General features: G+C 40.6%; 13 protein-coding genes. 7 read left to right on the top strand and 6 right to left on the bottom strand.

Features of this window, described 5'->3' with window-relative positions; all coding sequences use genetic code 11:
• Positions 1 to 41: 41 nt before the first annotated feature.
• The 3 genes from ACT29I_RS17220 to ACT29I_RS17210 form a co-directional block, all read right to left on the bottom strand.
• Positions 42 to 1,862, bottom strand: coding sequence for a hybrid sensor histidine kinase/response regulator (locus tag ACT29I_RS17220; RefSeq protein WP_430934044.1), 1,821 nt, complete (start codon positions 1,860 to 1,862; stop codon positions 42 to 44).
• Positions 1,863 to 2,106: 244 nt separating this feature from the next.
• A complete protein-coding gene (locus ACT29I_RS17215) occupies positions 2,107 to 3,030 on the bottom strand; it encodes a radical SAM/SPASM domain-containing protein (protein ID WP_430934045.1) in 924 nt (307 codons plus the stop codon).
• Between the two features lie 94 nt (positions 3,031 to 3,124).
• Entirely contained in the window at positions 3,125 to 4,138 is a 1,014-nt protein-coding gene (locus ACT29I_RS17210) for an OmpA family protein (protein WP_430934047.1), read from the bottom strand.
• 303 nt (positions 4,139 to 4,441) lie between these two features.
• On the opposite strand from ACT29I_RS17210, the gene dxs reads away from it, so the two are divergent.
• The 4 genes from dxs (at position 4,442) to ACT29I_RS17190 (ending at position 11,989) form a co-directional block, all read left to right on the top strand.
• Positions 4,442 to 6,343 carry a 1-deoxy-D-xylulose-5-phosphate synthase gene (dxs, locus tag ACT29I_RS17205; RefSeq protein ID WP_430934048.1) on the top strand — a complete coding sequence of 634 codons (1,902 nt, stop codon included), beginning with the start codon at positions 4,442 to 4,444 and terminating at the stop codon, positions 6,341 to 6,343.
• A 14-nt stretch (positions 6,344 to 6,357) separates the two neighbouring features.
• Positions 6,358 to 8,766 carry a TonB-dependent receptor plug domain-containing protein gene (locus ACT29I_RS17200; protein ID WP_444794005.1) on the top strand — a complete coding sequence of 803 codons (2,409 nt, stop codon included), beginning with the start codon at positions 6,358 to 6,360 and terminating at the stop codon, positions 8,764 to 8,766.
• 134 nt (positions 8,767 to 8,900) lie between these two features.
• On the top strand, positions 8,901 to 10,313 hold the full coding sequence (locus tag ACT29I_RS17195) for a C1 family peptidase (protein WP_430934050.1): 1,413 nt from the start codon (positions 8,901 to 8,903) through the stop codon (positions 10,311 to 10,313).
• Positions 10,314 to 11,362: 1,049 nt separating this feature from the next.
• A complete protein-coding gene (locus tag ACT29I_RS17190) occupies positions 11,363 to 11,989 on the top strand; it encodes a hypothetical protein (protein WP_430934051.1) in 627 nt (208 codons plus the stop codon).
• Between the two features lie 461 nt (positions 11,990 to 12,450).
• On the opposite strand, the gene ACT29I_RS17185 is transcribed toward ACT29I_RS17190, so the two are convergent.
• Together ACT29I_RS17185 and ccsA are read right to left on the bottom strand one after the other, a co-directional pair.
• Positions 12,451 to 15,897 (bottom strand): hybrid sensor histidine kinase/response regulator, encoded by a 3,447-nt coding sequence (locus ACT29I_RS17185; protein WP_430934052.1) that lies wholly within the window; start codon positions 15,895 to 15,897, stop codon positions 12,451 to 12,453.
• Positions 15,898 to 16,073: 176 nt separating this feature from the next.
• A complete protein-coding gene (ccsA, locus tag ACT29I_RS17180) occupies positions 16,074 to 19,145 on the bottom strand; it encodes a cytochrome c biogenesis protein CcsA (RefSeq protein WP_444794004.1) in 3,072 nt (1,023 codons plus the stop codon).
• 299 nt (positions 19,146 to 19,444) lie between these two features.
• Here ccsA and ACT29I_RS17175 point away from each other — a divergent pair, with 299 nt between their 5' ends.
• The 3 genes from ACT29I_RS17175 to ACT29I_RS17165 all read left to right on the top strand — a co-directional run bounded on the left by ACT29I_RS17175 (position 19,445) and on the right by ACT29I_RS17165 (position 21,502).
• Positions 19,445 to 20,707 carry a DcaP family trimeric outer membrane transporter gene (locus tag ACT29I_RS17175; protein ID WP_444794003.1) on the top strand — a complete coding sequence of 421 codons (1,263 nt, stop codon included), beginning with the start codon at positions 19,445 to 19,447 and terminating at the stop codon, positions 20,705 to 20,707.
• A 70-nt stretch (positions 20,708 to 20,777) separates the two neighbouring features.
• The gene (locus ACT29I_RS17170; protein ID WP_430934055.1) at positions 20,778 to 20,948 is read left to right on the top strand and encodes a hypothetical protein; all 171 of its coding nucleotides are present in this window, start codon (positions 20,778 to 20,780) and stop codon (positions 20,946 to 20,948) included.
• A gap of 86 nt (positions 20,949 to 21,034) precedes the next feature.
• Positions 21,035 to 21,502, top strand: a complete 468-nt coding sequence (locus ACT29I_RS17165; protein WP_444794002.1) for a DUF4268 domain-containing protein — start codon at positions 21,035 to 21,037, stop codon at positions 21,500 to 21,502.
• A gap of 98 nt (positions 21,503 to 21,600) precedes the next feature.
• Here the strand turns inward: ACT29I_RS17165 and ACT29I_RS17160 are convergent, their stop codons facing one another.
• Positions 21,601 to 24,171 (bottom strand): phosphoenolpyruvate carboxylase, encoded by a 2,571-nt coding sequence (locus tag ACT29I_RS17160; RefSeq protein ID WP_444794001.1) that lies wholly within the window; start codon positions 24,169 to 24,171, stop codon positions 21,601 to 21,603.
• Position 24,172 lies beyond the last annotated feature (1 nt).

The raw sequence follows: 24,172 nt of genomic DNA, 5'->3' as shown, positions 1-24,172 counted from the left end.
AAATATCTACAAAGGGTCGGTTATCACTAGCTGACCTTTTTCTACTCATCACTTCCCGGAACATATTTGTTTATCGTACTCAATAAATCCTCGTAACCTATCGGCTTAGCAATATAATCATCGCATCCCGCCACGATAGACTTTTCACGCTCCTCTGACATAGCATAGGCCGTTTGGGCAATAACAGGCACATTAGGGTTTTGCTTCTTGATTGCACGCGTAGCGTCATAACCATCCATTTCCGGCATTTTAATATCCATCAACACCAAATCGATATTATCGATTCGCTTAAAGATATCAACAGCTTCGACTCCCGTACGTGCCCATATTAAACTGGCATTGGAAATGGACAAGGCCACTTCGAGATATCTAAAATTATCTTCCTCATCTTCGGCAATCAAGAAGGTTTTTCCTTCCCAATTGAATATATTGGTATTCTTTTGAGCCTTGTATTTTGCGTTAGCATTATTCACCTTGTGGTACGGTATGGTAAAGTAAAACGTGGTTCCTACTTTCGGTTCCGATTCAATCCATATTTTACCGCCCATTAAGTCAAGCAAGTCTTTTACCAGCGACAAGCCGATACCTGTCCCCCCGTACAACATTTGTCGTCCTGCGGAGAATTTATAAAAACGTTCAAATATTCTATCTTCCTTACCTACAGGCAAACCTATCCCGGTATCCTTTACGTAAAACTGAAGCACTTCCTCATGTTTAAGTTCATACCCGAATTCCACAAAACCACGGTCGGTAAACTTAATACCATTCCCCACCAGATTTGCGAGCACTTGCTTTAGCCTTGCCCCATCGGTTAATATCATCGTATTTTTATCGGAGATACCCTCTTTCAAATACAATTTAATATTCATTTGCCCCCTACGCTGAATATCATTCGAAAAATTATTGTAAACATCCTCTAATACATCGTGCAAACAGATGGTGGTGTTACGTATTTGCAGCTGGCCGCTGTCTATTTTGGAAATATCAATTAGGTCCTCTACAATAGTTAACAGGTTTTTTACATTTAGGTTAATCAGATTTACAAACTCTTCTTTCTCAGGATTGCTTATTTCTTTGTGTGATAACAGATTACTGAAGCCAAGTATGGCGTTCATGGGTGTGCGTATTTCATGCGACATGTTGGATAAAAAAGAATTTTTCAGCACATCCGACTCTTCTGCTTTAACAATAGCACGCATCAACTTTTCACGTTCCTTACTTAAGATGTTCTGATACCTAAGTTCCTTCTCAAAACTAAAGCTCATTCCATTGATAAACGAAACCAAAGGGAATAGAGTAGCGATATTCACAAAAACAAACAGAACACACAAATTAGCATAAATTGCAAGGCTAATCTGTTGCAACAGTTTAACCTCAAAAATATTTGCATAATGCACAAATCCTGCAGCCAAAAACAATGCACAATTAAGAAATATAGAATTGATAGCCCCCTTTCTCCCAAGCATCATGCCTGCCAACATAGAGTACGAAAGCAACAACACAAGACCCAATGAAGCAGGACCGTTTTCAACAAACAAAAATCCTCCCAAGAGATAGACTGATGCCGATATCCAGATCACCCTAATGCGAAAAGGGATCGTTCGCACCACGGCTGCAAAAAGCGAACTTAAGAAAATAACAGTACTGAAAATTGCTGAGGGATAGTTACCGTTTTGCAAAAACGAAACAGTGTAGTATAAATATGCAATTAGCCCTATGGCTATCAGCGCCAGGGTAAAATAGTGGAACACTCTCTCTCTCCAATAGTGAAAACCTCCCCCTGAAGGAACAGTTGTTGGACCCAACTTCCTTTTAACCCAAACATTTATCCGTCGTATGGTTTTACTTCTTTCTTTAGTCATAAAAAAAAAGCAGGGTGTTTAAAACATAACCTGCGCTCTAAAATCTTTCCTCCCCAAATTGAGCTATAAAGGTAGAACTTTCAACTTTATATCAAATTTATATTCATCAAAAATAATCATTTATTTGTACAAAAAAATAACGCTATTAAACTTAACCTTGATCTATATTCAATTGCCCGCCAAACGAATTGAACGATCCTTTGCTACAATTATTCTAAACAATTGATATTCAATACCGAGAATGTCATTTTCGACTTAACGGACAATTATTGCAAATATCAATATTATGCTGATTACTAATCACTTTTTGCCTAAACTCGTTATAACCGTGCGCCTTCCACAGCTCCCCAATGGTTTTCTCTTGTATATTGCCCATTATGTACGTGGCATCCTTATCGAAACAGCATGGCACAAGATCCCCCTCCCAGGTAGCTACAGCAGAACTCCAATGTTTCCAACACTTATTCTTAAATTTTCCTTTAATATCAACAGATCCGTCATTGTTTATCCGGTATCGTGACAAACCCGTTTCCGTTGGTAACATATGTTTCTTCCTTTGCACATTATAAAACTGGGCTTTTTTCACCTCAACCATATCCGCTCCTAACGCCCAAGCCATTCCCTCAAACTCTTTTATTTGATGTTGGTTGTGCCTAAATGCCAGAAATTGCGCCCGAATAATTGGTTTGTCTGATCCCACCTCTTTTTTCGCTTTTACTAAATTTATTATTCCATTTGTAACTTTTGACAATTCGCCGCCTATCCGATATTTTTCATATGCGCTTTGCGTTATGCCATCAAACGAAACCACTAAAACATCCAGGCCACTTTGCACTGTTCTTAACGCTTTTGGGTATGATAAAAACTGCCCGTTCGTGGATGTTTCAACAATCAGTCTCGCTTTTTTAGCCTGTTCCACCAAGGTAAAGAAATCAGGATGCATATACGGCTCCCCTTGAAAGTACAGATTTATATGCCACACCGCTTTCCCCAAATTCCCCAGCATCGTTCGGTATGTACCTACGGTCAGCATACCTTTATGTCTGCTGAGCATCCTCATTCCCGTTGGGCATTCGGGACATTGCAGGTTGCAAATATTAAGCGGCTCTATACTTACAGCCCAAGCTGTACCCCAAATATAAGCCCGTTTTAGTATGGCACTATACACATACGACAATTTCAGTTTAGCTAGGTTTATTAGCCGAACCAAACTCATTGTTCGCAGGTACAGCCATGCCAGGGTGCATGCTACCTTTAGTTTTTTAATTTGTTTCGAGGAGATCAAATACTTGATTAAGGTTAGGTGATAATATTATTTCCGTTCTTCGGTTTTTCCTCCGTGCCTCCGACGTCTTTGCCGAATCAACAGGCACAAACTCACTTCTGCCGGCTGCCGTTATCCGTGATGACTGAATATTTGCGTTTTCGAGCAGTATCCGGGTAACCGAAGTGGCTCTTTTTACACTTAAGTCCCAATTATCCAACAACACGGCACTTTTATAAGGTACATCATCGGTATGTCCTTCCACCAGCACATTTATGTCCGGTTTCTGTTCCAACACGCCCGTAATCTTCTTCAAGGCATCTATTCCTATTGAACTTACCTGGTAACTTCCCGAACCAAACAATAGCTTTTCCTCCATAGAAACGTATACCTTACCGTTTTTGATGTGCACCTCAAGTTCATCGCTACCAAAATCAGTTAAAGCATTGGCCACAGTATTTTTCAAAGCATTCATCATTGAATCTTTTTCGGTAAGGGCGCGCTCCAGTTTAAAAAGACGCTTATTTCTCAACTCCAGTTCCCCTTCCATCGAATTTAATTCAGACGAGGCAGCTTCCAGGTTATGTTGTTTCTCGGCCAATTCTTTTTCTGCATCCAATAAAGCATCTTCTCTTTTTTGCAGTTGCTCATGTAAGGATTGTAAATGCGACAACAGTTCTGCTGATTCAGTTGAGGCATTCTTCATAGATGAATTCTCCAAAAATTCGTTGTATCGTACCAGCAACTCTTTATTCCGATTTTTTAAAGACCAATTTTGTTTAGCCAGTCGTATGGTATCTTTTTCTAACATAGCAACAACCTTTTCCTTTCGCTTCATATCCGCAATAAGCTCGTTGTTATCTACTTCCAAATCCTGAAACGCAGCCTCAAGTCGCCTAAGTTCTTCCTTGTTGTCCATTTCGCTTTGTTGCAACTCTTGAAATTGCTTTAGCGGAACACAAGAAGACAGCCCTAACATGGCTATAATCAGTACTATAAAGTTGATTTTCATGCGCGTTTTATTTTTGCCTTATTTCTTTGGTTCAAATATGACCATAATTTTTGAAAGATTAAAAATCCTTGATTGATGAGCGCATCGAAATCTATTAATAAAGGTTCATGCAAAATGCAAGCATTCGACATGTATTAATTCACCCCAAAGTATTATATTTGTGGCCAACAAATTTTTACCCAATAACAGAGATTGAAACCGGCATGGCCGCCTGTTTACCAAAAGCAGGGAGCAAATAATCACGCAGCATAAACACGCAATAAAACGTTGAGCCGATTATCTGGATATTACAAATAGATGCGAATGAAAAAAGGGAACAGCAAGCTTCAGCAGATTAATACCCCTGATGATTTGAAGAAATTCAGCGAAAAAGATCTCGGCCAAATCTGTGTTGAGTTAAGGGATTATATTATTGATGCTGTCTCTTGTAACCCGGGTCACTTTGGTGCCAGCCTGGGGGTGGTCGAACTGACGGTTGCGTTACATTACGTTTTTAATACACCTTTTGATAAAATAATATGGGATGTTGGTCATCAAGCATATGGGCACAAAATTCTCACTGCTCGCAAAGACCGTTTTCATACCAATAGAAAATACAAAGGCTTAAGTGGATTTCCGAACATTACAGAGAGCGAATACGATGCTTTTGGGGTTGGCCACTCTTCTACATCTATATCCGCGGCTCTTGGGATGGCCATTGCTGCACAAAGAAACAACGAAAAAGACAAACAAGTAGTAGCTGTTATTGGCGACGGCAGTATGACCGCAGGTCAGGCCTTTGAAGGCCTGAACAACTTAAGCAGTTTTAAGTCAAACATGTTGATTATTTTGAATGATAACAACATGGCTATTGACCCGAACACGGGAGGCTTAAGTGATTATTTAGTGGATATTTCCACCTCTCACACCTACAATAAAATAAGGCAGGAAGTAATCAGGGGGCTCGAAAAGCTGAAGATTACCGGTCCAAATTCCAGGGATAAAATTGTTGCCATCAATAATAGTATTAAATCTTTATTGACCAAGCAAACCAATATTTTCGAAGGCTTAAATATTCGGTATTTCGGTCCTGTTGACGGGCATGACATCAACCATCTGGTAAAAGTTTTACAGGATCTAAAAAACATTCCGGGCCCCAAGGTTTTGCATTGCAAGACAATAAAAGGAAAAGGTTTTAAACTAGCTGAAGAAAACCAAACAGCATGGCATGCAACAGGTGCCAAGTTTGATAAAAATACCGGTGCAAGATTAGACAGCGCTCCTACAAAGCCCAAGCCTCCCAGATACCAGGAAGTTTTTGGGCATACGATTGTGGAGTTGGCCGAAAAAAACGAAAAAATCGTGGGTATCACTCCCGCTATGCCCTCCGGATGTTCTTTAAACATCATGATGAAGAAAATGCCCGACAGAGCTTTTGACGTGGGTATTGCAGAGCAACATGCGGTCACTTTTTCTGCCGGCCTTGCTATAGAAGGAATGGTTCCGTTTTGCAACATATATTCGTCGTTTATGCAAAGGGCCTACGACCAGGTGATACACGACGTTGCCCTGCAAAACCTAAATGTGGTTTTTTGTCTGGATAGAGGGGGACTTGTTGGCGCCGATGGGGCAACCCATCACGGTGTGTACGACCTGGCCTTTTTCCGACCCGTTCCTAACCTGGTTATTTCTTCCCCCCGAAACGAAGAAGAATTGCGTAACCTCATGTTCACAGCCCAATTGCCCGATATGGGACCATTTGCCATCCGTTACCCCAGAGGCATTGGCACAACTACCGAATGGGAAACTCCCTTTAAAAAGATTGAGATTGGTACAGGCGAAAAATTAAAAGACGGCGAAGATGTGGCCTTCCTCACCATTGGACCATTGGCCAATAAAGCATTGCAGGCTTGCTTGAAGCTGGATACGGAAGGTATTTCCGCCGGATTATACGACCTTAGATTTGCCAAACCTTTGGACGAGGATCTCCTGCACGAAGTGTTTAATAAATTTAAAAAAGTAATAACTGTTGAAGATGGAACGATTATTGGAGGTATAGGTAGCGCTGTAATTGACTTCATGGTTGAAAACGGATATTCGGCACAAGTTAAAAAACTAGGTGTTCCCGATAGGTTTGTTGAGCATGGAACACAAACAGAATTACAGCATGAATGCGGTTTTGACAAACAAGGAATGATAGAAACCGCAAAAAGCATGTTTCAATAACTGTAATTTCAACAATGTACCAACTATATAAACACGGCTTACTGCTTATCTCAATATTCATATTCACCACTTCTTTTTCCCAAAAAATAAAAGTATTTGATTCGGAAACACACATGCCGATTCCAAATGTTATTGTTTTTGACGAATCGGAAAGCATCATTGCCGGAACCAACGATAACGGCCTAGTCAATATCTCCATTTTCGAAGAAGATGCCGCCCTCTGGTTCAAACACCCTGCTTACGAACTGTTTTTTCTTTCCAGAAAGAACCCACTGCCCCAAGCCATATCACTCTGTCCCAAAGTGTTTACACTGGACGAATTTGTTGTTTCCGCATCGCGAACGCGAGAAAACAAAAAAAATATACCCTATTTTTTAGAGACGATCAAACCGCGCTCTATCGAATTTAATAACGCACCAACAGGAGCCGATATTTTAACCGGAAGTGGTTATGTTGCGGTTCAGAAAAGCCAGGGCGGCGGTGGCAGCCCTATTTTGCGCGGGTTTGAAGCCAACCGCGTATTGTTGGTGATGGATGGCGTTAGGATGAACAATGCCATTTACAGAAGCGGCCACCTACAGAACAGCATCACGATAGATCCGAATATACTTGACAAAACGGAAATACTTTTTGGGCCTTCGTCGGTGATGTACGGTAGCGATGCCCTGGGGGGTGTTGTCAGTTACTTTAGCAAAGATCCTGTTCTTTCAAATGATTCCATGGCAGTTATGGCTATTGAGTCTTCGATTCAAAGCATGAGCGCCTCCAGTTCCAACAAGGTAAACATTAACGTAAATGCCGGATTTAAACATTGGGCCTCACTTACCAGTTTTACCTACAGCGACTTCGGCAATATAAAAATGGGAGAAAACCGGGCAAGTAATGTTCCGGAAGATTGGGGTAAAGTTTTTCATTATGCAAAAAGAATAAATGGAAAGGATAGCATGATGGTGAATGCTGATCCTTACACACAACCCAATACCGGATATCAACAATACGACTTGTTGCAGAAATTTAAGTTTACCCCATCGCACAAGCACTCATTGCTATTTAACTTTCAGTATTCAACAACATCAAACATAAACCGTTTCGATGCGCTAAACGATTATAAGGATGATTTGCTCAAGTATGCGCAGTATTATTATGGTCCGCAAGAAAGACTATTTGCTTCGGTCAACAGCCGTTACAAAAAAGAAACCAAGTTGTTTTCATCCGTAAATACTATTGTAGCCTACCAAAACATAAAAGAATCGAGATTTAGTAGAAAGTTCAACAGCGATAATAAACTATCTCAAGAAGAATATTTGGATATTTACAGCTTAAATTTGGATTTGGCCAAAGAATTCAACCCATCATCCAAAATTAACTATGGAATAGAAATCCTTTATAATGACATGGCTTCTCACGGAAAATATACAAACATAGAAACCAGAGAATTATCAACTGCTACAAGCAGGTATCCCAATGGCGGAAGTTTTTTTCAGGCTTATTCCGCATACTTTAATTACCATACAAAGTTTAACAAAAGGTTCAGCGCAAACTTCGGGGCGCGTTTTGGATATTTCCGTTTTAACTCAAAGTTTATGGAGGATGAATTGTTTAAACCAATCGTAACCGACTTGATTATGAGCAACAAAGCCCCATCGGCTAGCGTTGGTCTCGTATACATACCTGCAGATACCTGGAAGTTTTCAAGCGTTTTATCTTCAGGCTACCGTGTCCCCAACGTAGATGACTACGGAAAGATCAGGGCTAAAAATGATGAGATCAGTATGCCTAATCCTTTCCTGAAACCCGAATATGCATTTAACGCTGAATTATCAGCCACAAAAAGCTTTTACAACGAAAACCTACTTATCAATATTACCCTGTACAATACTTGGTTGCACGATGCCATTGTCCGCGAATATTATACCTATCAAGGAAGTGATTCCATAGAATATGATGGCGATACGTACCGCATGTACATAAACAGCAATCAGCAAAAAGCAATCGTAAAAGGGCTCTCTGCCGGAATGCATGCCCAACCGTTTCATAACTTATCCGTTAATGCCACTATCAATTACACGCACGGGCAGGTGAGCTATACCAATGAACCCATGGGGCACATTACGCCCGTATTTGGTAAAGCAGCCGTCAATTACAGACACAAAGAATTCAGAGTGGAGTTTTATATGAATTATCAGGGCGAAAAAAAATATGAAGATATGTCGCCGTATGGAGAAGATAACGAAGACGAGGGAACAGAAGATGGCTTTCCCGCCTGGCAAACCTACAATATGGCTATACAATATCAGTTATTTAACACCCTTACCCTTCAGGCTTCGGTTGAAAACATCCTGGACAGACACTACAAGACTTTTGCTTCAGGCATTAGTGCTCCCGGCAGAAACTTGATCCTGTCGTTGACGGGAAGGTTTTAAAACAGCCAGCAGTTCCCCGTTGACAGTAGCAAAGCCATATAAATTGACCATCGGTTTTTGCGGGTTAAAACTGACCTTTATCTTAGAATAACTCCTTTTCTCTTTATATTTTAGCATCCTAAAACAACTTTTACATGAAGAAAACAATCATATCCGTTCTTTTATTGTCGGTCTGGGGTCTGAAAGCCCAGAACATCACTACCGATATGTTGCGGTCCTTTGACCAGGAAGTAGGACATACTGCTACAGACAAAGCTTTAATTAATGCCATTACAGGTTCCGACCTAAAAACCCTGGCTTTAAACCGAAATAATATTGCCACCAACGACCATGCCTTTAAATATAAAGTGGATGTGAATGGTATTACCAACCAAAAAAGCTCGGGCCGCTGCTGGATGTTTACCAGCTTAAACATTTTACGCCCTAAAGTAATGGAGAAATATAATTTGTCGAGCTTTGAGTTTTCGACCAACTACCTTTATTTCTATGATTTATTGGAAAAATCGAATTTGTTTTACGAGCAGGTTATATTGACTCGCAAAATAAAAATGAACGAGGACATTGGTCCTTATGTAGCTAAAATGGGTAAAAAGGAAAGTGGTCAAACGGTTACTTACCTTTTCAAGAACCCGATTGGTGACGGTGGCGTATGGAACAGCTTTGTAAACCTGGCCGAAAAATATGGCGTAGTGCCCAAAAAAGTCATGCCCGAAACTTTCCATAGCGAAAAAACATCGGATTTGAACAAACTTTTGCGCAGAAAGCTCAGAGAAGATGGCTTGAGGCTACGCGAGGCTGATAACGACAAAGCTGCCAGAGAGTTAAAACAGGACATGCTAAAAAACATCTATCGAATCCTCACGCTTACATTGGGTCAGCCGCCTAAATCATTCGATTGGCGCTATACCGATAAAGAAGGCAATCTTAGTGAGAATAAGAATTACACGCCCGTTGAATTTTACAACGAAGTTGTAGGTGTTGAGCTCGACGATTATATCATGCTAATGAACGACCCTTCCCGCCCTTATTATATCCATTACGAAATTTCGTACGACCGTAATGTAATGGAAGGAAGAAACTGGAAATACGTCAACCTCCCGGCAGAAGAGGTAAAGAAGATTGCCCTGGCATCCATAAAAGCCAATGAAGCCTTATATGCTTCCTGCGATGTGGGCAAGCAACTCAACAACAAAGAAGGACTTTGCGCTCTGGACAATTATCAATACGGACAATTATTAGGTGTTACATTTGGGATGGACAAAAAAGAACGTATCATGACTGGCGAAAGTGGCTCGTCGCACGGTATGGCCTTAATAGCGGTTGATGTTGATAAAAACGAAGAAACCACCATGTGGCAATTCGAAAACAGCTGGGGAACAGAAGCCGGACATAACGGTTACCTGACCTTTACTGATGATTGGTTTACAGAATACATGTTCAGGGTTGTTCCGCATAAAAAGTTTATTAGTGAGGATATCTTAAAAATATTAGATACCGAAGCAACTTTATTGCCACCTTGGGATCCAATGTTTCAAATGGATGAATAATTTCACCGTCGTATTATAACGCTCAGCACTCGCTTTATTAAGGTCACAGAATACATCGAATTGGCTTTAGCTATGATTACCTTAGGCTAAAATAGTCTGTACTTTTCAAATCATGGCTAAAGCCCAATCTCATATTCCCTCAACAGGCCGTATCAAAAGCATTTTACTTTAAAGAAAACTTACAAATCGTAAGCTATCAACTTATTCACCTCCATCTCCATTTTTTTGACATTGAACTCTACTCCAACTGCTCCAAAGCTTATGGGATTACTTGTTCACACAACTGAGGAAAGCTATTGCCTCGGGATGAAAGGCCTGTCCGCCGGGCAGATAGTGTAGACCCCTTAGCCCTAATTCCTACGAACCGTTATTTGATTTAAACCCGCAATATACATTAGAAATCCTTTTACGCAATTAAACTACTCAAAGCAAGGTGTTTCACTGAGTTGCTTCAATTCACCAGAGCGGTGCTCCCGAAAGTAATCGTGACAAGTTATGCTTCGTTTCAGCAACCCCTTGTTTTATGGTATTTTTAATGCTGATTACATACCTTTAATAAATAATCCGGGTTTAATTATTTTTTCAACAAAAAAGAAATCCCTTTTACCGAAGTATTCGGCATAATTAATCCATCGTTGGTATCTCCGGACAAAATATTGAATTTGTTCATTATGTTTATTACCTATAAAAAAAGAGCTACTACTCTGAAATATTGTTGTTTATCAGCAAATACGTCTGGTTTCGTCTCTAACACTCCTTAACAAACGATAAAAACTTCCTGTGTTTTTTAACATAGGGGTGGACAAATATTGACAAATTGTTAAAACAAAGGCTTAATGTTAACTACTGTTTGTAATGTTAACACAATGTTATCCGAATCTTTATTTTTCGTTAGATACCCCCTTTTTTAGAACCATCTCTTAAATATATTTAAAATGAAACGTTCAACACCCCCTATTTTTGCAATCACCTCAAAAGAAGTACATACTTTTACAATGTCAACAAGAAACAACATTGACACATGTATTAATTAATTAAAACCAAAAAGTATGAAAACAACAAAAATGATGAAAAGATGGGTATTGGGAGTGATGCTTGTCTTTGTAACCACAGCAACATTTGCAGGAGAAGGCGGTAAAGCTGCCGGAAACGTATCGATCCTTCCTTATTTGGATACAGACTATTCGATTGTTTCGTTATCGAACCAAGCCGACAAAGCTGCCATTTTTAGTATTAAAGATGCAGAAGGTGAAACAGTATACAAAGAGTGGGTAAACAAAGCAGGCTTTGCTCAAAAGATTCTTGATTTTTCTAACCTGGAAGATGGCAAGTACACCGCGATATTAAAAGCCAGAGGTTCAGAAGAAATTTCCGAGACTTTTTCTATAGAAAACCACAAATTGGTAAGCCAAAAAGAGGAAATAGTTTCGGAAGAAGAGCTAAGAGCTTTCTTTAACCTGGTTGACAACACGCTTTTCGTAAGTCACATTTCTTTTGGAAGCAACACATTTGGTATCTCGATTTCAGATGCTCTTGGTGACGAAGTTTTTGAAAAGGGATTTGACGGAAATTCAACTTATTCCGGTAAGTTTGATATTTCAGCATTACCAAATGGTGAGTATAAAGTAAGTATTAACTCAGGGAATAAAGAGTACAGTTATGCTTTCAGAAAATAGTGACCAGAACGACCCAGGCGAACTTGTACTTTCGCCGAGCACCTCATTTTATAAATGTGTATCTCAAATGTTTTAGAGATACACATTTTTTTTTGTCTGAGATTTTTAGGCCAAACTCCACCTAATATGTTTAACCCGCAATATGCATTAGAAATTCTATTACACATTGAAATTACTTTAAAACAAGACCCTTCGTTGCATCACTTCAACTCACCAGAACGATGCTCCCGAAAGTAATCGGGACAAGTGATGCCTCGTTTCAGTAATGCCTTGTTTTATGGTACTTGCAATGCTCATGACGAACCCCCAATACATAATCCGGGTTTAACTATTGCATCCCTAACAATTTGGCGCCGCTCAATATTTAGCACGAAAAAAACATGGCCACGTTTCGAAGTATATTTTATGTACCTGGAAGTTTTCCTTTTAATGACTAATGAACTCCGGCTGATGCTCAAGATCTACCCCTGTGCCTCTACCAAAAACTGATCCATCAGGGCAAGTAGCTCATCTTTTTCGGCAGGTTTGGCAATACAGGCGTCAAAACCGCTCTCTGACACATGTAAATCCTGACCATTAATCGCATCTGAAGTATGTGCGATTACAGGTATATTTTTATTCAGGCGCTTGATAATTTTAACCAATTCATATCCATCTGAATCGGGGAAAGACATATCCATTAATACCAGATGAATATCGGTACGGTTCATTAACAATTTACTTGCTCCGGCAGCCGTCCTTGCAGACACTAAAGTAATTCCAGTTTTTTCGATATACTTGCGCATTTGCAAATGAGCACTGCTGTTCTGATCCACCAGCAGCATCATTTTATTCGTCCAGCTATAATTTTTTCGCAATATCGGGCTCAGTATATGCTTGGTCAATGTGGCTTTAGTTTTATCCGCTATATCAAAACCCATTGGATGCGTAAAATAAAATTCGGAACCTTTTGCTTTCTCAGAAATCAAACCTATTTCTCCGCCAAGCGCGCTGATCAGTTTCTCACAAATGGCCAATCCAATGCCTGTTCCACGATACAATCTATCCGCATCTTCCTCATGTCCTTTACGGAAAGGCTGGAAGATAATTTTTTGTTTTGCCTCAGATATTCCGATACCGGTATCTTTTACATAAATCCTAACCCTATTGTTTTCAATGGCAAACCCAAACTCAATAAAACCTTTTATGGTGAATTTCATGGCATTGCCCAACAAATTTACCAGTATTTGCCGCAAACGTATAGAGTCCGTCATTATTTTTACCCTGGCCTCTTCCGGTTTAGAGTAGTATAATTTCACCCGCCCCTTATGCTCTACTTCAACCCTCGGCACAAAGTCATCATAGATACTTTGCAACAAATCATCGAGTATTACATTATCTTTAACAACGGAGATTTTACCCCTTTCGATTTTGGCCACATCAATAATATTGTTGATCAGGTTCATTAAGCTATCCGAGTTTTTATGGATCACATCCACATACTCATCTACTTCATTGGGTTTTATGTGACTTCCTCGCAACAAAGAGGAAAACCCTACAATGGCATTTAGAGGAGTACGCAACTCATGACTAATATTGGCCAGAAATTCCGATTTGAGCTTATCCGACTCTTCGGCCTTTTCCTTGGCCAAGACCAGCTGTTTCTCTGTATTTTTATGGGTGGCCAGGTTACGACCAACGGCCAAAACCGTTTCTATTGTTCCGTTTTCATTCGTCTCCGGGGTGAGTCTCCAATCTACATATAACTCCTTCACCGCATGGCCAAAGCCGTGTTCCAAAGACACAGTTTCGCCAACTGCAAACACATCTTTGATCTTGGCGAGCCACGCCTCCATAACCACCTCATCAAGCACCTCGAGGTTTTGCAGAGTATTGCCTAAAACATTATCGGCATTCGAAACATTAAACCTATTGATGAATGCCTGGTTGAAGAATTTAATTTCGCCGGCTTCGTTCAAACGCAGTATAATATCCGGCGAATTTTGGGCCAGCGTGCGGAATTTTCTCTCACTATCGCTTAGTGCCTTTTCATTTTTCTTTCGGTTTGATATATCATGAACCGTAAAATAACAATACGATTGATTATCCATATAAATTAAAGTGCCCGCCAACTCCACCTCAACCTCAGCTCCGGCCTTTGTGCACATGACCAGATCGCCTTTATATCCCTCGCCAACACCAATCGCATGAACGGCCTCCTCAAAGGCTTTTAAAGACTTTTTATGAACAATATCGCTAGCGGACAATAAGGCCAACTCATCAAAATCCCGCTCTACAATAGAACAAGTAGCTTTGTTCACATAGCGGATAGCGTGGTTGACATCAATAATCAGTGCCCCGTCAAATGAAGACTCCGTTATTGTTTTGTATCGCTCATTACTGGTTTTTATTTTTTCCTGCTCTTGATAAGCCTCTGTAATATCCTGTGCATATATGAGGTAACTTTCCTCATTTCCGTCCACACCTTTGAAACCATAGATGCTAAAGCGTTTTTTATCTCCGTTTTTACAAGGTAGCTCAATCTCATCCTTTTTATATCCTGCGCTATTGATACCTTGATAAAAACCTTTTATTTTATCTTCAAGCTCACGACTACTTCCATAAAACTCCGTGGTATTTCTACCTACAATCTCTCGCTCCGAATATCCTGACAACTCGGTAACCTGCTTGTTAACAAACTTAATTTTACCTTTCTCAACAATCAATACAGCCAATGGGGAATCATCAAGCACTTTCTCCAAAAGAATTTCCTTGATAACAAGGTCACGGTTTTGTTCCAACAATTCAGAATAACGATCATTATGCTCCAGCTCTCTATTGGTATTACCCATAATATCGGATAAGGTAATTGCAATTGAGTCCCAAAACTGAATCAATTCTTGCGAAATATAGTGGGTATAATTGGTAAATTCTCCAATTAGCCAACCTCCAAATTCACTTTGCAAAACAACCCTGTTGATTAATAAAAACGAAGTCCCCTGTACCAGGTCAATCCCGGCAGATTTTATGGTTTTAGCATCAAAATATCGACCTGTGTTTTCCTCGCAATTTAAATCCAGCTTTTCAAGATCCTGATTTGAGAGCAGCTCTTCCTCGTGCTCTGCCGTTTGGGTCCACGACAGTTCGTGCCCATTTGAAAAACTTGATTTGTCCACAAAGTAAACACTTCTCAGACCTAACTCGATACCAATTGTTTTTAAAGCTTCGTTAAGGGATTTCTTCGTACGCTTGCCTCTCTTAATCTTATGTAGAATCTGATTTCGGAGCGTGTTTAAATACCAAAGCCTGGCAGCATTGCTTTTATGCCATAAAGCATCGATCCGGGCAGCCATCAACGAAACTTCCCGTTCTATCTCCTTCACTTCAAAATGGTACCACTCCCTTTTAAAAGCACATGATTCCATTACCAGCATCGCTTTTTTATACTGCGAAAAATTAACCGGAACAATCAGTAGCGACTGAACCCCGAATATTTCAAACTTATCGGTAAGCGACCTGCTTATTTCATCTTTAAATTCGGAACTGGCAAAGCAATTCCCTATGTTGGTGTTGGTAAGAGGATTTTCTTCCGAGGCAATGGTTAAGTCAGCGGGGTGGTACTCTTGCACACTGCTATTAACCCATTGTTTTTGCGCCACATAAGCGTCCTGCCCTTCGTTGTAAGCAAAAACAGAAACACGATCAACACTGTAGTTGTTGCCCAGGACTCGTAGACACGATGACATAGCGATATCAAAATCACTTGCATCAGTAAGTATTTTTTCAATTTGATTTGAAACCAACGACGCAACATCCTCACTTCCCTCCTTTTTGGAGGACACATACCTATTAAGCATACTTTTCAGATGCCTGTTCTCCGCCTCTAACGACTGAAGCCCGGATGTATTCTCCAAACTATCGCTTGCCATTCTTTTTCACTACCAATTTTAAATAATGACTATACCTGGTATCTTTCACAAATAATATGCTATGCACGAGATACATCTTCCCCGATTTCAAAAATACATATATATGTTTTTAGGAAAAATGTTTTAAACTTAATATTATCAACATATCATAAACACACCATTACCAAAATTGGAAATTATGTATTAAACTTTTTCAACCTATTGGAATTATAGACGGCATACACAGCCACAACAAACACAGTCACAACGGTATAATACACAAAATCAGGCACCGGAACCGGGTCTCCTTTAGCATAGGAATGCATTCCTGCCAGATAGTAATTAACACCTAAATAAGTCATTATTACAGAAAAGAACCCAATAACAGACACTACATTAAAGGCCACCACACTTTTTAACCCTGGAATAAAACGCATATGTAAAATAAAAGCGTAAATCATAACCGTAACCAGCGACCATGTTTCTTTGGGGTCCCACCCCCAATATCTACCCCAAGACTCATTCGCCCATACGCCACCTAAGAAGGCTCCAATGGTTATCATGTACAAGCCAATAGTTAGCGACATTTCCATTATACTGCTTAACTCAACAATAGAGAGGTCTAATTTCTTTTCGTTGGAATCCTTTTTAAGTCCAATCAATATTAAATTAAAAAAGCCCATCAATGCACTTAAACCCAAAAAGCCATAACTGGCCACGATAACTGCAACATGAATGGTTAACCAATACGATTTAAGCACGGGCACCAAATTGGTAATTTCAGGATTCATCCAGCTCAAGTGAGCCACCATCAATACAATTCCGGCAAATACCCCGGCCACGGAAAGGGCTATAGGCGACTTTTTGCTAAAAACAAGTCCGGCCAAGTGGATAGACCAACCAATAAACAACATAGATTCGTAACCGTTACTCCAGGGGGCATGGCCTGAAATATACCAACGCAAAGCCATCCCTGCCGTATAAACCACGAAAAACAAACCCAACAAAGCCACACCTCCGCGATTCACATATTTGGGTGATTTTTTGGGTAAAAACAAATAGACAAACTGAAAGATAAGCAGTAAAAAACCCAACACAAACAAAACGGGAGCCATCAATAAAAATATATTTGTGTTGTTATACATAATCTCTAATTTACGAACTCCATCGGAAGGTAATATTTCGTTACCGAACTTAGCCTGAAACTTAGAAACAGCATCCAGATATGTACCGGCTTGCTCGTAATTCCCTTCTTTTAACGCTTGCAGATATACCGAAAACACATTCTTAACGAATAGACTATCGCCTTCGTTTAAGGAAGACACATTTTCCCCCGGCCTTAACCACGTGGCATTTACATCTCCCGGTATGGGAAACATCTTTAACAATTGCCCCGATTGCACCAGGTAGAAAACATTTACTTGTTCATCCACCTTAATTACTTCGTTTTGGAATTTAGTGCGATAGGCCGGCTTTGTCCGGTAGGCTTCTTCTACCTGATTATGCAATTTATAATTTCCCGTCGCCCCGAAAAAATCGGAAAAAGAAGCTTTCTTTCCTGTATTGCCCACAATCCCTTTCATGGGTTGCTTTTTTACGGTAATGAGAGGAACATTTTTCCATGCTTCGGTATTGCTTAAAATACTCAACACCACTCTATCGGCAGAATACCCTTTAAAACTGTTATGCTTTACCAGTTTTCTTAATACTTCGCCATTCATAGAGTTCATTGGCTTAATGCGTCCACCATTATCCTGCACCCAGAGTTTCCCAAATTGCTCCGCCTGCTGTTGCGTAACATTAATATATGCATCAATATCCTGCGCTTGCATCCCGGTCGAAAGTCCAACAACTAAAGCAAATGACAAGGCCTTTTTCTGCTTTCCTATCTCAGCAATCTGCCTGCCCAATTGACGGAATCTGCTTTTTGAAGTTATCAGGGATAAGATCATAGAAAGGGTCATCAGAAAATACCCCAAATAGGTGATCAGCGTCCCCCACAAATCATTATTTACCGACAGCACCGTACCTAACTCATCGGTATCGTAAGATGACTGATAAAAACGATATCCCTTATAATTTAGAATGTTGTTCATGAAGATCCGGAAATCTTTCACCACTCCATTCCTTTGGTCTTCCAACGTTACCTCACTTGCAAACGAAGAAGGACTTTCCGATCCCGGATATCTTTCCAATTGAAAATCGTTTAGCTTTATTTTAAATGGCGCGGTTAATATCTTCGATCCGTACCTGAGAGTTATTGTAACATCCCCTATTTCAACCGTTTTATCTTCCCCCACTAAATCGCCACGTCCTTGCAAGGTCACCTCCTTTTGCCATCCGTCCGCATCGACGCGTACGACTACAGCTTCCAAACCACTGCCTTGCTCTCCTTCTTTGGCAGGTACGGCGTTCAACACTGCACTGTCCATGTAGTTGGTCTGAACCATAAAAAAACTCCCCGTTCCATATAACACATTGGAATAAAACGGTTTCGGCTCCGACAAATCCACTTCTGTTTTCTCTTGAGTCCCCATATTGGTGATAAACACATTATGTTTGGCCGTAAAATACAACTGATCATCGCTTGGGTAGATATTAAAATCACACTCCACTTCGGTATCAAAACCTATGGAATACTGCCCCACTTGTATATGTTCGCCTTTAAATAGGGTTAGGTTATTTCTTCCCCCCCCCGCCGAAACCACCATAGACAGCATGGGTCTGCCATTGGGATCCTCTACAGGAACCAGATTCGTGTTTTTTATGAACGAAACACTTTGTAGCTTTACTCGACTCCCGTCTATACTCACCGTTTCCTTAAAATAATCTTCACTTTTTTCCGACATCAACACAGCCTGTTCAAAGCTGACTTCATTTCCTCCCTTTTCTACCGTTCCTGAAATATAGTTTTTCGACGATCGAAATTGGTTGGTAGCCTGTCCTTCTCGAATATGCATCATCCCTTCATAACCGATATACCGAGTGAGTGCGGCCCCAATAACGATTATCAGAAACGACATATGAAATAAGAGAATCGGCAGCTTCCCCTTTGTCCATAAAAATGGCTTGGCCAGATTTAGCAACATATTAATACCCAACAATACAAATATCCCTTCAAACCACCAGGCATCATAATACAGGGCTTTAGCGGCATTGGTTCCAAAGTCATTTTCAACAAATGTAGCTACCCCCATGGAGGCTGCCAATACTAAAAACAAGGTACCCATTAAATACGGCGCGGACAAAAACGCAACTATCTTCTTCATAATATGTTCGTTACACAAAAACCAATACAACTTGGCTTTCCCAATTATATTTAAATATTAAATTATGTGAATGTAATAATTATTTACTATGTTTTCGAAACTATCATTTATATTTGCGCCCGAATAAAAAAGCAAAACGAATTTTATCCACCACTGCAATCACAAATCTTTTTCATATTGGGTTAATGCGGTTACACAACTACATAACCCAGTGGAATTACTTGCGTATACAACATATATAATTAAATATTGTTTTTTAGCAACAAAAACACAGCAAAAACAGAAATCCTATAATCACGATGAAGAAATTAATTTTAAGCCTTTTGGCCTTTGGTTCATTATTGACCAACGCCCAGGAAACCGAAAAAAAAATCACCGTAAAAACATATGGCTTTATTGGCTTTGACGCCTTTGTTGACTCGCGTGCCAGCCTAAACGTGCGAGGGTCGGGTTTGATTTACCCTTTGGGCCCCGAAATGGACGACAATGGTAATGATATTAACAACCGGTCGAAATTCGATTTTACCGCAAGTATTACCCGTATTGGCTTTGCCATAAAAGGCCCGGATGCTTTTGGCGCTGCAACCTCCGCAAAAATCGAAGCCGACTTTGCAGGAACCTCTGGTAATAACAGGGATTTCGCAGTACGCCTTAGACAAGCATTTTTCAATTTAGATTGGGGAAAATCATCTCTGTTGGCCGGACAAACCTGGCATCCTATGTTCATTCCGGAAAACTTCCCGGCTACAGTAAACTTTGTGGTAGGCGTTCCTTTTCACCCGTTAAGCCGTGCTCCTCAGTTGCGATATACAGTTAAACCCGCAGATAATTTTTCGATTGCGTTATTTGCCCTATCCCAAGGTGATTTTATCAACAAAGGTATCATAGAACAAGTTGAAATGTCGGACTTTCCGGAACTTACTGCTCAATTAAAATACGGTTCCACAAAGGATTTCTGGATAGGGGCTACATTAGGCATCAAACAGGTTCAGCCAACCCCATTAAATGACAATATGGTAGTTACCAAGAACAAACTCACCTCCATGCATGGTAACCTCTCATTAAGATACACCACTTCCGCGGTAACTTTTAAGGCAGAGGGGGTGTATGGTGGTAACATGACCAACATGGTTATGATAGGTGGACTGGCACGAAAAACCAGGAATGGGAATCCGGTTAATGCGGAATATGAGGCTATCAGGACATCCTCCATTTGGACCGACATCCATACCAACGGCAAGAATGTTCAGTTCGGGGTATTCGCGGCAATTTCCAACAACCATGGAACGGAAGGCGAATCCGTAATCTACAAGGCTGACACTGATCCCTCAACTCCCGGATATGAAATTGACGAATCAATTTACACATTGGGTGGCAATATTGAAAAACTTTACATTATTTCCCCAAGAATTACCTTTACTTCCGGTCCGTTAAAACTAGGACTGGAAATCAACCGTACAGTAGCATCTTACGGCAGCGGATACAATGAAAAATCAAAGCCTATCAACACAAAAGATTATGGCAACACACGTTTGGTGCTAGGTTTTAGGTACTATTTTTAAAAGCTCGACAAAAAATATAATTTTGAAGCCTGTAAGAAAATCTTGCGGGCTTTTTATTTATACACAAATCATGAAAAAAACATTTGGCATTACAGCTGCGCTATTTATCGTACTTGGATTTGGAATGATTCATGGCTCGTATAAAAATGCGGAGATATTTGGAGGAAGTTTAATTGGGCTGGGAAGTCTGACACTAATGTATCTATTATACGCTTCGGGCAAGAATAAAAATAAGGGTTAATACCGATCAGCATATACTTAAACCTCAAACATTACATAAAGCAAATTTTTAATGTTTGAGAATTTAAGATTTTAAATCTTATCAGAATGTATTCAAAAGAGGAAGAGAAAGAGCTTAAATTAGCGTTTTGGCGCAAACTTGGAAACCGCACCAGAAAAATTCCGGGCCAACGAGGGAAAGTGAAAACATGGATTGGCGACCGAACCAACATTAAAGGTGTAGACCTCAGGTTTGATGTGGGCAGAAAGAAGATTGCTGTTGCCTTGGAAATAAATGTAAAGTACGAAACCAGAAGGTTGGCTTTGTACGAAAAACTGGAGGCCACAAAAAAAATTTTCGAAAATGAATTCGGCGAAGAACTTATTTGGGATTTTGCCTACGAAAAAGAATATGGAGAAGAGGTATGCCGGGTTTACAAAGAAATGGATGGGGATTACCTGGCGCAGGAGCAATGGCCTGCCATCTTTAGTTTTATGATAGACAAAATGCTCAGAATGGAAAAAGCTTTTCTGGAAGTAAAGGATTTTTTAAAGTATGATGAACTGGGACAGTGATTCAGTTTTCAGGCTTCAGTACAATGGTTTCAGTCAGCAGTCTCCGGCCATCGGCCTATTTTCTTGGCTGGAGACCACGGACTGCCGACTGTTAACTGTTACGCTGAATTCCTGCTGGCATTGATATTACCGAACATGGCACGGATGACCATTTTTTCATATACCTCAACCGGAACGTTTCCGTTTCCCGCCTTGGCATCCTGAATTTTCATCAAGGCATATTGCTGAATCAACAACAAGGGCAACACAACTCGCTCCCTTAGCCTAATGCTCATTTTGCTTCGTGGATTATCGGTAAGAAGCTCAGGTAAACCGGAAACTTTCAACAACATTTCCTTAGTCAGCTCATACTCTTTATACAACATCTTCCAGAACTCGCCAAAACGCTCATTCTTTTCGAGATAACGGGTCAGTTCAAAGTTGGTTTTGCTCATACTCTGCATACTATTGGACAGCAAAGTCTTAAAAAAGATAGAATCATTATATAAATCTATACAGGCCTGCAGGTTTCCTTTTTCTTCTTGTTCCTTTAAGGCAGTGCCTAAACCATAAAATCCGGGAACGTTTTGTTTTAGCTGGCTCCAGGCACCTACAAAAGGAATGGCTCGTAAATCTTCGAAATTGATTTTATCCCCGCCTCCTCGCTTGCTCGGTCGACTTCCAATATTGGCTTTGCCATAATATTTTAAAGTACTGATTTCTTCCAAATAAGGAACAAACAAAGGATGCTCTTTTAACGACAAGTACTTTTGATAACTGCTTTCCGCCATTTCTTCAATAAAATCGTGTTGCGTTTCCTGCAATTGGTTTTGTGGCTTGCTAAACAACTTATTGGACAGGCCTGCCGACAACAGGTATCCCATATTATGAACAGCAGCTTCTTCTATACCATAGTGCGAACTAATGGTTTGTCCTTGCACAGTCATCTGAATCTGACGGCTATCGATATTTTTACCCATGGCAGCATAAAAACGGTGTGCGTTTCCACCCCCTCGTGCCGGTGGTCCTCCCCGGCCATCAAAGAATACCACTTCCACATCGCTCTCGCGCGATTTGAGCGTGATGTTTTCCTTCGCCGAAAAAATAGCCCAGTTGGCCATTAAGTAACCACCGTCCTTGGTTCCATCCGAAAAACCAAGCATCACGGTTTGTCGGTCTGCCCTGTTTTTAAGATGTTTCCGGTAAGTCGGGTTCGAATATAATGTTCGCATGGCCTCACCTGCCAATTTAAGGTCGTCGATGGTTTCAAACAACGGCACTATATCCACCGTAAGCTCATCATATCCCCAACCACAAATCCTAAACATGGCCAACACCCTGGCCACATCAATGGGGCCACGGCAATTGCTGATAATGTAACGGTGTGCACCCCGCTCCCCATTCATTCGCTGAATATCTTTGATAACCCCAAAGGAAGCGACGGTATCCTTCACAACATCATCTTCAAAAATATTCGCATCGGCTGCGCCTCTGGCATTCATCAACAACTGCATCTGCTCCTTCTCTTCCATGTCAAAAATATTCGCCGGAAGAATTTCGGGATACGCCTTTATTACTTCCTTTAATGCCTTTGCAATCACCCTGCTATCCTGACGGATATCGATTGATGCCAGGTAGAATCCGAATAGCTGAACCTTACGTTTCAACGACTGCAATTTCTCAACAAACAAGCCCTGGTGCTCATCAATAATCAAAGTCTCTATATCGTCGATGCGTGCTAAAAACTCTTTTAAATCAACATTTGATTTTCCCGAAGCATTTCCAAGCTCAGCTTTCAGCAATGCCTCCAACTCCACCACCTTATCATGAACACCTGCAAAGGTTATTCTGCGCTTTAACACTCTAACGTCTCTATAGTAACAATTGGTTACTGTATTCCGAAGCCGGGCCGCCACCTCTTTGGTTGTATCTACCGTTACAAATGGGTTTCCATCGCGGTCGCCCCCGGGCCAAAAGCCCAGTGAGATAAACTGGTTGTTTTGCTCCAAGGCATCTTTGTAATCCTCTGCAGTCTTATCCAGCAGTTGACCGATAGCGGGATAAAAAGTGTCGCGCAAATAAAAAGTAAGGCGGTTGGCCTCATCTAATGGTGTAGGCTTAATTTTTTGGAAGAACGGGGTCTTGCCTAATTGCTGCAGCAGGTCTCTAACCCGGGCTACCTCCCCGTTTTTGATGGCCATCATTAAATCGGTAATTATCGCCAATACAGGCCCGGGATAAAACTGGGTTGGGTGAGCTGTGAGTACTACGCGCACGCCAAACTCTTTTACCGCTTCGGCCATTTTATCTTTTAGGTTGGCCTTTTGCACCCTGTCGCTCATCGAAGCATACGAGTTCTCTCCTTTTACACGGTGTATTTTATTATAGGCAGCATCTTCCAAGGCGTCGATCAGCACTATCTGACGTTCGATATACTGAATCACTTTAAACAGAAAATCGTTCTGATCTTCGGGCGAGAGTTCCGATTTATGGTTCTTAAAAAACTTTTGAAGAATGGTAATCGGATCCTTACCGTTTTCCAGGCCGGTGTTACAAGCCTCGTATAACAAAGGAATCAGGTTACCTGCCTTTTCTACCGCTTCGAGCTGCAACGATAAAAACAGACTGTTGTACAATTGGTATTTTAGTTCAATCTCCTCCTGGTATGATTTTACAATTTGACTATCCATG

The organism is Saccharicrinis sp. GN24d3 (assembly GCF_052400645.1).
Lineage (GTDB): Bacteria > Bacteroidota > Bacteroidia > Bacteroidales > Marinilabiliaceae > Saccharicrinis.
This window is presented reverse-complemented; position numbering and strand designations above follow the sequence as displayed.

What these genes read in the sequence shown, in the direction of transcription:
- ACT29I_RS17220 (WP_430934044.1), bottom strand. Translation starts at nt 1,862, where the DNA reads ATGACTAAAGAAAGAAGTAAAACCATACGACGGATAAATGTTTGGGTT.
- ACT29I_RS17210 (WP_430934047.1), bottom strand. Translation starts at nt 4,138, where the DNA reads ATGAAAATCAACTTTATAGTACTGATTATAGCCATGTTAGGGCTGTCT.
- dxs (WP_430934048.1), top strand. Translation starts at nt 4,442, where the DNA reads ATGAAAAAAGGGAACAGCAAGCTTCAGCAGATTAATACCCCTGATGAT.
- ACT29I_RS17200 (WP_444794005.1), top strand. Translation starts at nt 6,358, where the DNA reads ATGTACCAACTATATAAACACGGCTTACTGCTTATCTCAATATTCATA.
- ACT29I_RS17195 (WP_430934050.1), top strand. Translation starts at nt 8,901, where the DNA reads ATGAAGAAAACAATCATATCCGTTCTTTTATTGTCGGTCTGGGGTCTG.
- ACT29I_RS17190 (WP_430934051.1), top strand. Translation starts at nt 11,363, where the DNA reads ATGAAAACAACAAAAATGATGAAAAGATGGGTATTGGGAGTGATGCTT.
- ACT29I_RS17185 (WP_430934052.1), bottom strand. Translation starts at nt 15,897, where the DNA reads ATGGCAAGCGATAGTTTGGAGAATACATCCGGGCTTCAGTCGTTAGAG.
- ccsA (WP_444794004.1), bottom strand. Translation starts at nt 19,145, where the DNA reads ATGAAGAAGATAGTTGCGTTTTTGTCCGCGCCGTATTTAATGGGTACC.
- ACT29I_RS17175 (WP_444794003.1), top strand. Translation starts at nt 19,445, where the DNA reads ATGAAGAAATTAATTTTAAGCCTTTTGGCCTTTGGTTCATTATTGACC.
- ACT29I_RS17170 (WP_430934055.1), top strand. Translation starts at nt 20,778, where the DNA reads ATGAAAAAAACATTTGGCATTACAGCTGCGCTATTTATCGTACTTGGA.
- ACT29I_RS17165 (WP_444794002.1), top strand. Translation starts at nt 21,035, where the DNA reads ATGTATTCAAAAGAGGAAGAGAAAGAGCTTAAATTAGCGTTTTGGCGC.
- ACT29I_RS17160 (WP_444794001.1), bottom strand. Translation starts at nt 24,171, where the DNA reads ATGGATAGTCAAATTGTAAAATCATACCAGGAGGAGATTGAACTAAAA.